Here is a 14,576-nt window from a genome sequence, read left to right on the forward strand (position 1 = left end):
CCTCAGCCGTTTTCCCGCAGCACCCGGCCTGCCAGATACAGCGAGCCGCAGATGAGGATGCGCGCGCCCGGCTCGCCCGCGGCGAGCGTCGCCACCGCCGTCCGGACGTCGTCGGAGGTGCTCGCGACGAGGCCCGCGCGCGCGGCGGCAAGGGCGGTCTCGCTGGCGGGCAGGGTGTTCTGCTCGCCCGGGATCGGTACGGCGGCAAGGCTCGCCGCGATCCCGGCCAGCGGGCGCATGTAGCCCACCACGTCCTTGGTGTTCAGCATCCCGCAGACCAGATGCGTGGGCTTGCGGGGCATCGCCGCCAGCGTCGCGGCCACCGCCGCGCCGCCCGCCGGGTTGTGCCCGCCGTCCAGCCACAACTCGCAGCCATGCGCGGCCGCCGCATCCACCAGCGGCCCGCGCACGAGCCGCTGCATCCGCGCGGGCCAGACCGCGCGGGTCGTGGCGGCGGCGGCCTCGGCCTGGCCGAAGCCAAGCTCGCGCAGCGCGGCGATGGCAGTACCGGCGTTGTCGACCTGGTGCGGGCCGGGCAGGACGGGCAGCGGCACGTCCACCAGACCGCGTTCGTCCTGGAACACCAGCGCATCCCCTTCGCGCGCGGCGGTCCAGTGCTGGCCCTGCGCCGACAGGCGGCAGCCCAGCCGTGCGGCGGCAAGCTCGATCACCTGCATGGCGTCGTCCTGCTGGCGGGCGACGACGCAGGGAACGCCGCGTTTCAGGATCCCGGCCTTCTCGGCCGCGATCTTCGCTAGCGTGTCGCCGAGATACTGCGTGTGGTCGATGCTGACCGGGGTGATCACCGTCAGGCGCGGCGCCGCGATCACGTTCGTCGCGTCGAGCCGCCCGCCGAGACCCACTTCCAGCAGCGTGAAATCCGCCTCGGCGCGGGAGAAGGCGAGGAAGGCGGCGGCGGTCGTCACCTCGAAGAAGGTGATGGGCCGGCCCGCGTTCACCCGCTCGACCTCGGCCAGAACGGCGGCGAGGTCCGCATCCGCGATGTCGCCGCCGGGCAGGCGGATGCGTTCGTTGAACCGCGCGAGGTGGGGCGAGGTATAGGCGTTCACCCGCAGCCCCGCCGCTTCCAGCCCCGCCCGGATCATCGCCTGGGTCGAGCCCTTGCCGTTCGTCCCCGCGATATGGATGACCGGCGCAATGCTGCGTTCAGGGTTGCCGAGGTCGGCCAGCAGCACCCGCAGCCGGTCCAGCGACATGTCGATGACCTTGGGGTGCAGCCGCGTCAGCCGGTCGAGAGCCGCGTCGGAACTGTCGGACAAGGCCGCAGCCCGCTCAGGTCGTCTGCGGAACGGGCGGGGTCACGGCGGGCTGTTCCTCCTCGGCGGCCAGAGCCGACGGGATCACGCCCGGCGCGGGCAGGTCGGCCACCACCGGCGCGGACTGCCGGGTCAGCATCCGCAGGATCGACACCAGCTCCTCGCGCAACTTCTTGCGGTGCGTCACCCGGTCCAGCATGCCGTGTTCCAGCAGGTACTCGGCGCGCTGGAACCCCTCGGGCAGCTTCTCGCGGATGGTCTGTTCGATCACGCGGGGACCGGCAAAGCAGATCAGCGCGTTCGGTTCGGCGATCTGCACGTCGCCCAGCATCGCGTAGGATGCGGTGACGCCCCCCGTCGTGGGGTGGGTCAGCACGACGACATAGGGCAGGCGCGCTTCCTTCAGCATCTGCACCGCGACCGTGGAACGCGGCATCTGCATCAGCGACAGGATCCCTTCCTGCATCCGCGCGCCCCCTGCGGCCGAGAACAGGACCAGCGGCCGCTTCAGCTCGACCGCGCGCTGGGCGGCGGCGATGATGGCGTTGCCGACATACATCCCCATCGACCCGGCCATGAAGCTGAAGTCCTGGGCCGCCGCGACGATGGGCGTGCGCCCCATCTCGCCTTCGGCCACCAGCATCGCTTCCTTCTCGCCCGTCGCCTTCTGCGCGGCCTTCATCCGGTCGGGGTATTTCTTCTGGTCCTTGAAGCCCAGCGGGTCGGCCACCGGGTCGGGCACCCGCACCTCGTTGAAGACGCCCCCGTCGAACAGCGCGGTGAAGCGTGCACGCGGGCTGATGGCCAGGTGGTGGTCGCAGCTGGTGCAGACATTCAAATTGTCGGCCAGTTCGCGGTGGAACAGCATGGTCCCGCACTCGGGGCACTTCGTCCACAGGTTCTCGGGAACTTCGCGCCGCGAGAACAGTGAGTTGATGCGCGGGCGAACATAGTTCGAGATCCAGTTCATCCGGGGCACCTTTCGAGCGGTCGGCAGATCGGGTCTGGCGTGAGATAGGCCGCGCGGCGGCAGATTGCAATTCCGCCCCGCCAGCCGTTACCTGCGCCGATGGGAACGGGCCTTCAGATCATCGCCTACAACGCGGTCATGCTGGCGCTTTGCGCGCGCGTGCTGATGCAGCCGCGGCTGGAGCCGTCGGCGCGGCTCGCCTGGGTGCTGGTGATCGCCGTCCTGCCGTTCGTGGGCATCCTCGGCTACGTCCTGTTCGGAGAGATCCGCGTGGGCCGGGCCGAGATGCGGGCGCGGCGCGGCGCGCGGCTGCACGTCTCTCGGATCTACGACCGCACCGCGCCGCCGTGGCCGGACCTGCCGCCCTGGGCCGAGCCGGTCGCGCTATCGGGTCAGGCCGTGGGCGGCCTGCCGATCGCGGACGGCAACCGGCTGACGCTGCTGCCCGAGGGTGACTGCGCCTTCGATCCCATCGTCCGGGCGATCGACGGGGCCACCCACCACGTCCACCTGATGTTCTACATCTGGCTTGCGGACGCGTCGGGCGGGCGCATCGCCGCCGCCGCGATCCGGGCGGCCGGGCGCGGCGTCGCGGTGCGGGTGATCGTGGACGAGGTCGGATCGCGCCCCTTCATGCGCTCGCCCTGGTGGGCGCGGATGGTCGAGGCGGGGGTGGAGTGCCGCGCGGCGCTGCCGGTGGGGTTTCCGCTTCTGCGCGCGCTGGAACAGCGGCTCGACCTGAGGAACCACCGCAAGATCGTGCTGATCGACGGCCGCATCGCCTTCACCGGCAGCCGCAACTGTTCCGACCTCGCCTTCCGCCACAAGCCTCGCTTCGCCCCCTGGATCGACATCATGATCGAGTGCGAAGGCCCGGTCGTGCGCCAGATGCAGACCGCGTTCATCGTGGACTGGGTCGATGCGGGCGGCGAATACCTGCCCGACCTGCTCGCGTCGGGCGATGCGCCCTGCGACGGCAGCGTGCTTGCGCAGATGATCCCGACCGGGCCGGACCGCAGCTTCGGGTCGATGTCGGAAACCTTCGCCACGCTGGTCCACGGCTCGCGCGAGCGGGTCGTGATCTGCACGCCCTACTATGTCCCGGACGAACCGCTGGATTCGGCCATCCGGTCGGCCGCGCGGCGCGGCGTCGATGTCCACCTGATCCTGCCCGAGCGGAACGATTCCATGATCGTCGCCGCGGCCAGCCAGGGGTTCTGGAGCGGGCTCGTCCGCGCGGGCGTCAGGCTGCACCTGTTCCAGGGCGGGCTTCTTCATTCCAAGGTCATCACCGTCGACAGCCGCATGGCGATCATCGGCAGCGCGAACCTCGACCGGCGCAGCTTCGAGCTGAACTACGAACTCAACATGTTCCTGGCCGATCCGATCACCGTTGCCGCGCTGGACATCCGGCTGCGGAGCTATCTCGACCGCTCGCGCAGCGTCGGCGTGGACGAGGTGCGGGGGTGGCCGTGGTACCAGCGCCTGCGCAACAACATCCTGGCGCTGGCGTCGCCGCTGCTGTGACGCCGCTGCCGTGACGCCGTGCCGTGATTGCGTGCCGTGATGAACCGGAAACCATGACCGACCTCACCCGGCAGACCTGCACCCCCTGGGCCCCCGGCACCCCGCCGATGGATGCCGACGCCGTCCGCGCCGGGCTGGCGGCGCTGCCCGACTGGACGCTGTCGGACGACGGCCGCGCGATCGTCCGCCGGATCGAGGTCAAGGGCTTCGCCCGCGCGTTGCAGCTTGCCAACGTGGCCGCGTGGCTGGGCGAGCGGCAGGGCCACCATCCCGACATCCGCTTCGGCTGGGGCTACTGCGAGGTGGCCATCACGACCCATGCCGCGGGCGGGCTGACCCGCAACGATCTGATCTGCGCGGCAAGGCTCGACGCGCTGCTTGGCCCCTGACGGCCCGCGATTTCGCGGCAACGCGCCCGGCGCGGCTTGCCCCTCTCAACCGGCGGCACTATTCCCGTTGGCAGCCAGGGGGACGCGCCATGAAGAACACCCGCTTCGACAAGTCGAAACTGCCCAGCCGCCACGTGACCGAGGGTCCGGCGCGCGCCGCGCATCGCAGCTATCTCTACGCCATGGGGATCACCGAGGAGGAGATCCACCAGCCGCTGGTCGGCGTCGCGACCTGCTGGAACGAGGCCGCGCCCTGCAACATCGCCCTGAACCGGCAGGCGCAGTCGGCCAAGATGGGCGTGAAGAAGGCGGGCGGCACGCCGCGCGAGTTCACGACCATCACCGTCACCGACGGGATCGCGATGGGCCACGAGGGGATGCGGTCCTCGCTCGCATCGCGCGATGCGATCGCGGACACGGTCGAGCTGACCATGCGCGGGCACTGCTACGACGCGCTCGTCGGCCTCGCGGGCTGCGACAAGAGCCTGCCGGGGATGATGATGGCGATGGTGCGGCTGAACGTGCCGTCGGTGTTCGTCTATGGCGGCTCGATCCTGCCGGGCAAGTACAAGGGCCGCGACATCGTGGTGCAGGACATGTTCGAGGCGGCGGGCCAACACGCCGCGGGCCTGATCTCGGATGCGGAGCTTGCGATCATGGAACGGCTCGCCTGCCCCTCGGCCGGGGCCTGCGGCGGGCAGTACACGGCGAACACCATGGCCTGCGTCAGCGAGGCGATCGGGCTTGCGCTGCTCAACTCCTCGGGCGCGCCGGCGCCCTACGAATCGCGCGACGCGTTCTGCGATGCCTCGGGCGTCGCGGTGATGCACCTTCTGGAACGCAACATCCGCGCCCGTGACATCGTCACGCGGAAATCGCTGGAAAACGCCGCCCGCGTCGTCGCCTGCACCGGCGGGTCCACCAACGCAGGGCTGCACCTTCCCGCCATCGCGCACGAGGCGGGGATCGACTTCGACCTGTTCGACGTCTGCGACATCTTCCACGACACGCCCTACTTCGTGAACCTGCGCCCCGGCGGCGACTACGTCGCCAAGGACCTGTTCGAGGCGGGTGGCATCCCGGTCGTGATGAAGGAACTCGCGCGCGAGGGGCTGCTGCATCTCGACTGCATGACCGCGTCCGGCCGCACGTTGGGCGAGGAGCTCGAGACGATCACCGGCGAGCCGGACGGCAAGGTGATCCACCCGATCGCAACGCCGATCACCCGGACGGGGGGCGTCGTCGGCCTGCGCGGGAACCTCGCCCCCGACGGGGCGATCGTGAAGGTCGCCGGCATGTCCGAGGCGGACCAGGTCTTCACCGGCCCCGCGCTCGTCTTCGAATGCGAGGAGGACGCGTTCGAGGCCGTGCAGGCGCGCAACTACGAGGAAGGCTGCGTCTTCGTGATCCGCAACGAAGGACCGGCGGGCGGGCCGGGGATGCGCGAGATGCTGGCGACCACCGCCGCCCTGTCCGGGCAGGGCATGGGCAAGAAGGTCGCGCTGATCACCGACGGCCGCTTCTCCGGCGCGACGCGCGGGTTCTGCGTGGGCCATGTCGGGCCGGAAACGGCGCATGGCGGCCCCATCGCGCTGCTGCGGAACGGCGACATGATCACGATCAACGCGATCACGGGCGAAATCTCGGTCGCGCTCGACGATGCGGAACTGGCCTCGCGCAAGGCCGCGTGGACCGGCGCGCGCAAGACCGACTACGCCAGCGGCGCGCTATGGAAATACGCCCAGCTCGTGGGCGGCGCGCGTCACGGCGCCGTCACCCATCCGGGTGCGAAGGTCGAGACGCACGTCTACATGGACCAATAAGGGACATCCGTGCCGCGCCTGACCCGCCGCCTGATCCGCGACCTCGTCCGCGCCCGCTCGGTGCGGCGCTGGGAACGGCTTGCCGACGACATCGACCGCATGCCGCTTGCGAACCTGCGCGGCCTCGACGACGAGGCGCGGACCCTGCGCCGCAGCCTCAACCGCATCGTCGCGCGGTCGAACGCGCGGCTCGACCTGCACCGGCCGGGGGCGGAGCCGCTGGACCTGCCTTCGGGCACGACCTGGCGCTGGCGGCCGCAGCTGATGGCCGCCCGCACCTCGCCCCGCGGGATCGCCGCGCCGGAAAGCGGCACCCGGCTGGCGGAAGAGGCGGCGATCTGGCACGACTGCCCCGAACGCGCGCTGGTCCTGCGCCAAATGAGGAACAGCCGGTCGGCGGAGCTGTCGCCCTACGGCCTTCTGCTCGAGATCCTGGGCTTCTCGGGCAGCTTCCTGTCGATCTCGATCGACCTGCCGCAGGCGGCGCTGAACGGCCTGACGCGCAGCCGGATCGTGCGGCTTGCCTCGGTCATGTCGGTCGAGCGGCCGATGAACATCTATGCCCGCCTCAATGTGGGCCACGGCCCGAACACCGACCAGCTGCTGCGCCACCTGGGCGACCTGCAGCCGGGCCGGACGACGTCCCTCGTGACCGAGTTCGACATGTTCAGGATCGAGATGAACGAGAAGCGGCTGGAGAAGATCTGGCTCGACCTGATCTTCGAATCGCCTCACATGAACGCGGTGAGAATCGGCGACCTGTTCCTGTCGCACCACCCGCGCGCGGAGGTCTGACGATGCGACCCACCTTCACCCATGGCGGCCTGCGCGGCGGGATCTGGCAGGGAATCCTGCACGCCGACAAGCCGCCCGTGCGGGTGGCGCTGGTCCAGAACGGCGTCACGGCCGGGGTGGCCAGGGTGACGCCCGCGGGGAACGACAGCTTCCACGTCTCGGTCCCCCTGCCGGCGGACCGCCTGTCGGACGGGGTCCATACCTTCATCCTGGTCGCCGACAGCGGGCAGGGCGACGACGGACCCGAGCCGGGGGCCGAGCGGCTGAGCGTGCTGCCGATCGTCGCGGGCCACGTGCTGGAGGAAGACCTGCGCGCGCAGATGGAATTGCTGCGAGCGGAAGTGGACCTTCTGAAGCGCGAGCTGCGGCGACTGGCGCAGCGCTGAGCGCGCCTCAGCCCGCGTCCGTGAAGTAGCGGTAGCCCGCCGCCTCGACGAAGCCGAGCCGGGCGTACAGCGCCAGCGCGCCGTCGTTGGCCCGCGTCACCGCGAGCGCCAGACGGTCCGCGCCGTGTTCCGCCGCGACGTGGGCCGCGCGCCGCATCATCCACGCGGCCACGCCCATGCGCCGGAACTCTGGTGCGACCGCGAGCGCGTGGACCATCGCGACCGGGCCGCTGATCGCGACGAACCCGACCCCCGCGGCACGGTCCCTGACCCGGCCCAGAAGCGCGGTCTTCGGCGCCGCGGCGCGGTCCATCGCGGCGAGGCGGGCGGAGCCGATCCCGGCCTCGGCCCACAGGTCCAGCTGGATCGCGAGCGGCGGCCAGATCGCAAGCGCGGTGACGGGCGGGACCGGCGGTTCCAGCAGCGCCGCGACCGGCGCGTGCAGGACGACCGTCCGGTCCGCCTCGACGAGGCCGCGCCGGGCGAGCGCTTCGGCCAGCGCCGTGTCGCCGTCGGGGACGAGGAACCGCGCCGCCCCGCCGCGCCCCCGCTGAAGCGCGGCCGCCGCGTCGATGTCGGCCCCGGTCCACGGGCCGGCGGCCCGGGCCGAGTTCAACCGCCCGCCGCCCCCCGGCGACCGTGCGACCCGGAACCCGCCCGCGTCGGCCTGCTCCGCGGGCGGCCACGTCGCGTCGAATGCCCGCGCAAGGTCGGCATCCATCCCGCCCGCGCCAATGCCGGCCACGGTCATGCCGCGATCCCAAGCGCCCGCCTGAGGTCGGCGACCGCCCGCGCGACCGCGTCGCCGTCCAGTCCCCGGATCACGAGGTTCGTGCCGAACCCCCGCGGGCCGCGGAACGGGTAGCTGCCGAGCGACAGGGACGGATAGGCCCGCGCGACCTCCAGCAGCTCGTCGGCCACGTCGGATTCGGGGCGCATGACCTCGATCGTCTCGCTCACGGGCGGGCGGCCGGTGGGCAGGCGCGGCACCAGCCAGTCCACCATCGCCCGGAACACGGACGGCACCCCTGCCATCACATGCGTGCCGCCGATGGAAAAGCCGGGCGCCGCCGACACCGCGTTGTCGATCAGCGTCGCGCCGACGGGGATCCGCGCCATCCGCAGGCGGTTGGGCGTGATCTCGACGCCCCGGTCGGCCCAGTGGCGGGCCAGGACCGCCCGCGCGTCGTCGTTGATGACCAGGTCCACGCCGAACGCCGCCGCCACCGCGTCCGCCGTGATGTCGTCGTGCGTGGGCCCGATCCCGCCCGAGGTGAAGACGATGTCCCAGGCGCCCCCCAGGCTGCGGTCCAGCGCCTTCAGCGCCGCCACGATGGCGGCCGTGTCGTCCGCGACCACCCGCACCTCGCGCAGGTCGATCCCGATCGCCGTCAGCACACCCGCGAGGTGGTGGGAGTTGCTGTCCTGCGTGCGGCCTGACAGGATTTCGTCGCCGATGACCAGGATCGCGGCGGTTGGGTTGTCCGACTGCATGGGGCTCACTCCTTTTGCCGCCATAATGCGCGGGCGCGGGTCTGGAACAAGGGGCGCGCGGGGGCTATCTGGGGGGCAAGCTGAAAGGACTGACGATGAACGAAGCGCGCGTGACCCGCGAAGGCATCCGCATCCACGGCCCCGAGGATTTCGCGGGCATGCACGAAGCCGGGCGCGTCGCCGCGACGATCCTCGACGAGGTCGGGCCGCTGGTCGTCCCGGGCGTCACGACCGGCGCGCTCGACGACTTCATCCGCCGCCGGGTCGAGGAAACCGGATCGACCAGCGCCACCATCGGCTATCGCGGCTACCAGCATGCCAGCTGCATCAGCGTCAACCACGTCGTCTGCCACGGCATCCCCGGCGACAAGATGCTGGCTGACGGCGACATCCTGAACATCGACGTGACGGTGATCGTGGACGGCTGGTACGGCGACAGCTCGCGCATGTACGTCGCGGGCAGCCCCGGCGTGAAGGCGCGCCGCCTGATCGAGGTGACGCACGACAGCCTGATGAAGGGGATCGAGGCGGTGCGCCCCGGCGCCACCTTCGGCGACATCGGCCACGCGATCCAGTCCTATGCGGAATCCCACCGCATGTCGGTCGTGCGCGATTTCTGCGGCCACGGGCTCGGCCGCGTGTTCCACGCGCCGCCGAACGTCTTGCACTACGGCCGCCCCGGCAAGGGCCCGGTGCTGGAGGAGGGGATGTTCTTCACCATCGAGCCGATGATCAACCTTGGCGGGCCGGACACGAAGGTGCTGGCCGACGACTGGACCGCCGTCACGCGCGACAAGTCCCTGTCGGCGCAGTTCGAGCATTCGATCGGCGTCACCTCTGACGGGTGCGAGATCTTCACGCTGTCGCCCGGCGGCGTGTATTTCCCGAAGATGTAGGTTTCGCCGTGAGGTGACGTTGCGGCAGCGACGCGCTGCGCAGGCGTGCAATCACCGGGCGGCGGTCGCTTCAGACCGGAACGAAGATCGAAAACATGGTGGTCGGCGCGGATCGCCGGGCGCGGCGCTTGCCGCGCGAGGATACGCGGCGCGGGTCTTTCCGGGCCGCCGCATGACAAGGGGCGCGTCCGTCGCCGGCCGCGCCCCCCGGGTCATCGCAAGCTCAGGACCGTCTCAGGGCGTCATCACGCACTTGAAGCAGTCCGAGCGGTTGTCGCGGAACGTCTCGTAGAAGCCGGGGCCGTCTTCCAGCGTGCCGCGATGGGTGATGATGTGGCTCGGGTCGATCTCGCCCGCCTCGATCCGCTTCAGCAGCCGCTCCATGTAGGCGCGGGTGTGGGTCTGCCCGCCGCGCAGCATCAGGCCCTTGCCGAACGCGGCCCCGATCGGGAACTTGTCGGCCACGCCCGCATAGACGCCGGGGATCGACACCGCGCCGCCCTTGCGGCAGCACATGATCGCATCCCGCAGCGCGTTCGGGCGGTCGGTTTCCAGCCCGATCTTGGCCTTGGTCTTGTCGTAGAGATCGCCGATGACCGACGCGCCGTGCGCTTCCAGCCCCACCGCATCGACGCAGCGGTTCGGAAGCTTGCCGTTCGTCAGTTCCAGCAGCGTCTTGTAGCTGTCCTGCTTGGACAGGTCGATCGTCTCGGCACCCGATTGGCGGGCAAGCTCCAGCCGGCCTTCCTCGAAGTCCAGCGCGAACACCCGTTCCGCGCCCAGCATGAAGGCGGAGTGGATCGCGAACTGCCCGACCGGGCCCGCGCCCCAGATCGCGACGATGTCGCCCGGCCCGGTCCCGATCTGTTCCACCGCCTGGTAGCCCGTGGGGAAGATGTCGGTCAGGAACAGCACCTTTTCGTCGGGCAGGCTTTCGGGGACGGCCAGCAACCCCACGTCGGCGTGGGGGACGCGCACCAGTTCCGCCTGGCCGCCCGCATAGCCGCCGAAGAGGTGGGAATAGCCGAACATCCCGCCACCCGACTGGCCGTAGACCGCCTCGACCTTCTCGTGGTCGGGGTTGGTGTTGTCGCACAGCGAAAAGGCGTCCACGCGGCAGAAGTCGCAGTGCCCGCAGGCGATGTTGAAGGGCACGAGCACCCGGTCGCCGACCTTGTGCTTGCCGACGCCGCGGCCGGTCGCGACGATCTCGCCCATGAATTCGTGGCCGAGGATGTCGCCCTTGCGCATTTCCGGAATGAAGCCGTCGTACAGGTGCAGGTCGGACCCGCAGATGGCGGTGCTGGTGACGCGGATCACGACGTCGCCGTCATCCTCGATCGTGGGATCGTCCACGTTGTCCACCTGGACCTTGCCTTTGCCTTGGAAAGTGATCGCGCGCATGGTGTGCTCCCCGCTGGCCCCCTTCGGGGCGGTTCGGGTGGGGAAGCCGGCCGGGGTCGGGTGGGTTCCCCTAATCTTTGTTGGCCGTTGCTGAGAACCCGCTCAGGTCGCGGCGCCGAGGCGGTCCATGACCGCCTGCCGCTCGGCCGGGTGCATGGACGTCCAGCGGGCGATCTCGTCCAGCGTGCGGCCGCAGCCGGTGCAGATGCGGGTGGCCGGGTCCAGCGCGCAGAGCTGGCGGCAGGGAGAGGGGACCGGCGCGATCACGCCCGGCCCAGGTGGCGCAGCCGGTCCAGCGCGCCCTGCAGTATGTAGCCCGCCGCGACCTGGTCGATGACCTGCGCCCGGCGCGCGCGCGAGGTGTCGGCCTCGAGCAGCGCGCGCTCGGCGGCGACGGTGGACAGGCGCTCGTCCCAGTAGCCGATCGGCAGGTCGGTGAGGTTCCGCAGGTTCCGCGCGAAGGCACGGGTCGACTGCGCCCGCGGCCCTTCCGATCCGTCCATGTTGCGCGGCAGGCCCAGGATCAGCCCGGCAAGTCCCCGGTCGGCCACGATCGCCAGCAAGGCCTGCGCGTCGGTCGTGAACTTGACCCGACGGATGGTGGACAGGGGCGAGGCGACCTGCCGCAGCCCGTCGCTGACCGCGACGCCGATGGTCTTGGTCCCGAGGTCCAGCCCGGCGAGCCCGCCGGTGCGGGGCAGGGCTTCGGCGAAATCGGCAATGTCCTCGAAGATCATTCCAGCCCCGCCCGTGCGGCCGCCGCGTCCAGCGCGGCAAGCCCGTCCGCGTCGCCCGCGAGCGCGCCCCGCCCGCGCGCCAGCATCTCGCTCGCGCCCTCACCGTCGCCCTGAACCGACAAAGCGGCGACCAGCCGCGCCCATTCGGCGCCGCTGCCGCCTTGCGTGGTCAGCCGGTCGCGCAATCGCTGCACCATGCCGGCGATCATCTCCGCGCGTTCCTCGTCGGTCATCCGTTCCGCCGCCTCGACGGCGGCGGCGTCGGGCCCCGGCAGGCCGGGCGCAACCGCCGCGTTATCCGCAAGACCCGCCCTGCGGGCCGCATCGGTCACGGTCGCCAGCCCCGGCGGGTTGGCCGCGAAGCGCGCCTGCGCCTCGGTCCAGATCTCGCGCGCATGGTCGATGTCGCCCATGACCACGACGGCGGAAATCAGCCGCGCCCACTCCTCGGGCGTCCCGCCCTGCGCGGCGAGGCGGCTTTCCAGCCGCGACACCATGTCGCCGACCAGCAGCTGCCGCTCCTCTGGCGACAGCGCCTCGGCGTCGGCGATCGCGGCGGCGTCGGGACCGGGCATCGGCGCCGGGGCGGTGCCCGCTTCGGGCGGGACGTAGTCGGGCTGGCCCGCGAGCCAGGCGAGGTCCGCGATCGTCGTCCGCACGACCTGCATCCACGGCAGGTCCGCCGGCGCGGTCGCCAGCAGGTCGGCCCAGATCGGGAAAGTCCGGTCGGGCCGCCCGTTCTGCGCCAGCAGGAGGCCGCGCAGGAAGCGCGCGTCCGGGTTGGCCGGGTCGAGTTGCAGGGCACGGTCGATCTCTGCCTCGGCGTCGCGGGTGATGATGCCGCCCGCCGCCTGCGCCATCAGCCCCGCCAGCGCCGCGTGATCGGCGGCGGTCGCCCCGTTGCCGCGGACGGCGATCAGCCGTTCCTGCGCGGCCCTCGCGGCCGAGAGATTGCCCAGCGTCGCCTCGTGCTGCGCAAGAAGGGCGAGGCCCTGCACGTCGTCCGGCCGTTCAGCCACGGTGGCGCGCAGTTGCTCGACGAGCCGCGCATAGCCGGGCTCGGCCGGGGGAACCTGCGGTGCCGGTGCGGCCGCTTCCGCCGCGGCCTGCGTGGGACGGTTGTCGTAGCGCGCGGCGGCGGCGGCGATGCGGGCCGCCAGCGGATCGTCGGGCCGCGCGGGCGCGCCGAGCATCAGGGCGTAAAGCGCGGCCGAGCCGAGGATGGCCGCCGCCAGCAGCACCAGCGCCCCGGCGTTGCCCGCCCGGACGCCCCCCGGCCCGCCCCCCGGACCACCCGCCGGACCGCCCGACCGACCTTGCCCCGCGCCAGCCGCGCCGGCGGCAAGCGCCCGATCGGCCTCCAGCACCTTGCGGCCGATTTCCGTCCGCAGCCGGTCGGCGTCCTCGGCGGTCAGCACCCCGCGGGCGCGGTCGCGGTCCACCTCGCGCAGCTGGTCGCGATAGACCTGCAGGTCGAAGGCGGCGGCCGGTCGCGCGGTCGCGCCGCCGCGCAGGAAGGGAAGCGCGATCGCCGACCCCACCACCGCCATCATCGCCGCCACCACGATCCAGAACATCCGCGCCCCCTTGTGCCGGGCGAGAGATAGGGCTTCTGCGCCCGCAGCGAAAGCGGGGCGGGGCGACGTGTCGCGGCTTCGCCCTTTCGGGATCGCCGGTTCCGCGGCAAGCTGCCCCGGCGACCGGCGACAAGGCCGCCCGACGACCCGCGACCCCGACCCTGAAGGGAACGCCCGATGCGCAGGCCGCCATGCCGGGGATCGGCACGAAGCCGATGTTCGGGGGCCTTGGGATCATGCGCGACGGCAACCTGCCGGCGGGGGTGCGGACCGGCAGGCTCATGCTGCGGCTGGGGCCGGACGGCCGACGATGCGCTTCCCGGCGTGACGCCGATGGTCCACGGCACCCGCACCATGCGCGGCCACGTCTTCGTCCACGTCGAGGAGGTGGGCGAGGGCACCCGCCACACACTCGTCCGGCGCGCCATCATGCCCGGCGAGACGTGGCCGCCGACACACGCGGCGCCGGGCGGACGCCCTGGCGGCCCGCCTCAGCCCTCGGCCTGCGTTCCCGCGCGAACCTGCTCGATCACGGACCCAAGACCCGAAGGCGGGGCGCCGCGCAGCATCTCGCCGCCGATGATGAAGGTCGGGGTGCCCATCACCCGCATCCGTTCGGCCAGCTGGGCCGTGGACCGGATCTCGGCGCTGACCTCCTCGGTGTTCATGCGGTTGATCAGCGGCTCCGCCTCAAGCCCCATGTCGCGGGCCAGCGCGCTGAGCGAGTCCACGGTCACCGACCCGCGCATCGTGATCAGCCGGTCGTGCGCGTCCTTGTACCGGTCGCCGCCGTGCAGCTGCTTGACCGCGATCGCGAAGCGCGCGGCGAGGTCGCTTTCCTGCCCGAGGATCGGGAATTCCTTCAGGATGAAGCGGATGTTGCCGTCGTTCTTGACGACCTGCTCCAGATCCGCCGACACCTTCCGGCAGACGCCGCAGCGGTAGTCCACGAACTCGACCAGCGTCAGGTCGCCGTCCGGGTTGCCGCCGACCCAGCTGTGCCCGTCCGCGAAGATCGCGTCCTTGTTGGCCTGCACCAGCAGCCGGTCGTTCGCGACCTCGTCGGCCATGCGCCGGGCCTCGAGGCCGTTCACGGCCTCGATCAGCACCTCGGGGTTTTGCATGATGTAGTCGCGGACGGCCTCTCCGAAGGCGGCCTTCTCGGCGTCGGTCATCTGCGCAGGGTCGAACGCGGCGGCGGGCTGCGCGGTGAGGGGCAGCACGGCCAGGGGCAGGGCGGCCGCGGCCAGCAGCGCCGCTGCCTTGAGCAAGGGGGACATCTGCGGGCGGGGCATGGTGCG

The 14,576-nt window shown here is 71.5% G+C and carries 15 protein-coding genes; 6 read left to right on the plus strand and 9 right to left on the minus strand.

The genetic code is table 11. The annotated features are described in order from the left end of the window. Nucleotides 1-2: 2 nt before the first annotated feature. Nucleotides 3-1,217: a bifunctional folylpolyglutamate synthase/dihydrofolate synthase gene (locus ELI80_RS04945; protein WP_136650117.1), complete on the minus strand. Its 1,215-nt coding sequence runs from the start codon at nt 1,215-1,217 to the stop codon at nt 3-5. Between the two features lie 76 nt (nt 1,218-1,293). Next, a complete protein-coding gene (gene accD / locus ELI80_RS04950; RefSeq protein WP_136650017.1) occupies nt 1,294-2,247 on the minus strand; it encodes an acetyl-CoA carboxylase, carboxyltransferase subunit beta in 954 nt (317 codons plus the stop codon). A 99-nt stretch (nt 2,248-2,346) separates the two neighbouring features. Here accD and cls point away from each other — a divergent pair, with 99 nt between their 5' ends. From cls to ELI80_RS04975, 5 genes are all read left to right on the plus strand, one after another. Then, the gene (cls, locus tag ELI80_RS04955) at nt 2,347-3,774 is read left to right on the plus strand and encodes a cardiolipin synthase (RefSeq protein ID WP_136650018.1); all 1,428 of its coding nucleotides are present in this window, start codon (nt 2,347-2,349) and stop codon (nt 3,772-3,774) included. Nucleotides 3,775-3,827: 53 nt separating this feature from the next. Continuing rightward, nucleotides 3,828-4,163 (plus strand): 4a-hydroxytetrahydrobiopterin dehydratase, encoded by a 336-nt coding sequence (locus tag ELI80_RS04960; protein WP_136650019.1) that lies wholly within the window; start codon nt 3,828-3,830, stop codon nt 4,161-4,163. Between the two features lie 89 nt (nt 4,164-4,252). Next, a complete protein-coding gene (ilvD, locus tag ELI80_RS04965) occupies nt 4,253-5,986 on the plus strand; it encodes a dihydroxy-acid dehydratase (RefSeq protein ID WP_136650020.1) in 1,734 nt (577 codons plus the stop codon). A gap of 9 nt (nt 5,987-5,995) precedes the next feature. Next, entirely contained in the window at nt 5,996-6,781 is a 786-nt protein-coding gene (locus ELI80_RS04970; protein WP_136650021.1) for a DUF6478 family protein, read from the plus strand. Between the two features lie 2 nt (nt 6,782-6,783). Further along, on the plus strand, nt 6,784-7,167 hold the full coding sequence (locus ELI80_RS04975; protein WP_136650022.1) for a hypothetical protein: 384 nt from the start codon (nt 6,784-6,786) through the stop codon (nt 7,165-7,167). A gap of 7 nt (nt 7,168-7,174) precedes the next feature. Here the strand turns inward: ELI80_RS04975 and ELI80_RS04980 are convergent, their stop codons facing one another. Further along, complete coding sequence (locus tag ELI80_RS04980; protein ID WP_236641335.1) at nt 7,175-7,918, minus strand: GNAT family N-acetyltransferase; 744 nt, start codon at nt 7,916-7,918, stop codon at nt 7,175-7,177. Beyond that, complete coding sequence (locus ELI80_RS04985; RefSeq protein ID WP_136650023.1) at nt 7,915-8,661, minus strand: competence/damage-inducible protein A; 747 nt, start codon at nt 8,659-8,661, stop codon at nt 7,915-7,917. Before ELI80_RS04985 ends, ELI80_RS04980 begins: the two co-directional genes overlap by 4 nt. Before the next feature lie 95 nt (nt 8,662-8,756). Between ELI80_RS04985 and map the strand changes: the two genes are divergently transcribed. After that, nucleotides 8,757-9,557, plus strand: a complete 801-nt coding sequence (map, locus tag ELI80_RS04990; protein ID WP_136650024.1) for a type I methionyl aminopeptidase — start codon at nt 8,757-8,759, stop codon at nt 9,555-9,557. Nucleotides 9,558-9,791: 234 nt separating this feature from the next. Here the strand turns inward: map and ELI80_RS04995 are convergent, their stop codons facing one another. The 5 genes from ELI80_RS04995 to ELI80_RS05020 all read right to left on the minus strand — a co-directional run bounded on the left by ELI80_RS04995 (nt 9,792) and on the right by ELI80_RS05020 (nt 14,570). After that, nucleotides 9,792-10,961 carry a zinc-dependent alcohol dehydrogenase gene (locus ELI80_RS04995; protein WP_136650025.1) on the minus strand — a complete coding sequence of 390 codons (1,170 nt, stop codon included), beginning with the start codon at nt 10,959-10,961 and terminating at the stop codon, nt 9,792-9,794. Between the two features lie 102 nt (nt 10,962-11,063). Then, nucleotides 11,064-11,228: a DUF1289 domain-containing protein gene (locus tag ELI80_RS05000; protein ID WP_136650026.1), complete on the minus strand. Its 165-nt coding sequence runs from the start codon at nt 11,226-11,228 to the stop codon at nt 11,064-11,066. Continuing rightward, complete coding sequence (gene ruvX, locus ELI80_RS05005; protein WP_136650027.1) at nt 11,225-11,698, minus strand: Holliday junction resolvase RuvX; 474 nt, start codon at nt 11,696-11,698, stop codon at nt 11,225-11,227. The genes ELI80_RS05000 and ruvX overlap by 4 nt, the downstream gene beginning before the upstream one ends. Next, nucleotides 11,695-13,275 (minus strand): c-type cytochrome biogenesis protein CcmI, encoded by a 1,581-nt coding sequence (gene ccmI, locus ELI80_RS05010; protein WP_136650028.1) that lies wholly within the window; start codon nt 13,273-13,275, stop codon nt 11,695-11,697. Before ccmI ends, ruvX begins: the two co-directional genes overlap by 4 nt. Before the next feature lie 491 nt (nt 13,276-13,766). Further along, on the minus strand, nt 13,767-14,570 hold the full coding sequence (locus tag ELI80_RS05020; protein ID WP_236641336.1) for a DsbA family protein: 804 nt from the start codon (nt 14,568-14,570) through the stop codon (nt 13,767-13,769). Nucleotides 14,571-14,576: the final 6 nt, after the last annotated feature.

Origin of the sequence: Paracoccus aeridis (genome assembly GCF_004923205.2) — a bacterium.
Taxonomy (GTDB): domain Bacteria; phylum Pseudomonadota; class Alphaproteobacteria; order Rhodobacterales; family Rhodobacteraceae; genus Paracoccus; species Paracoccus aeridis.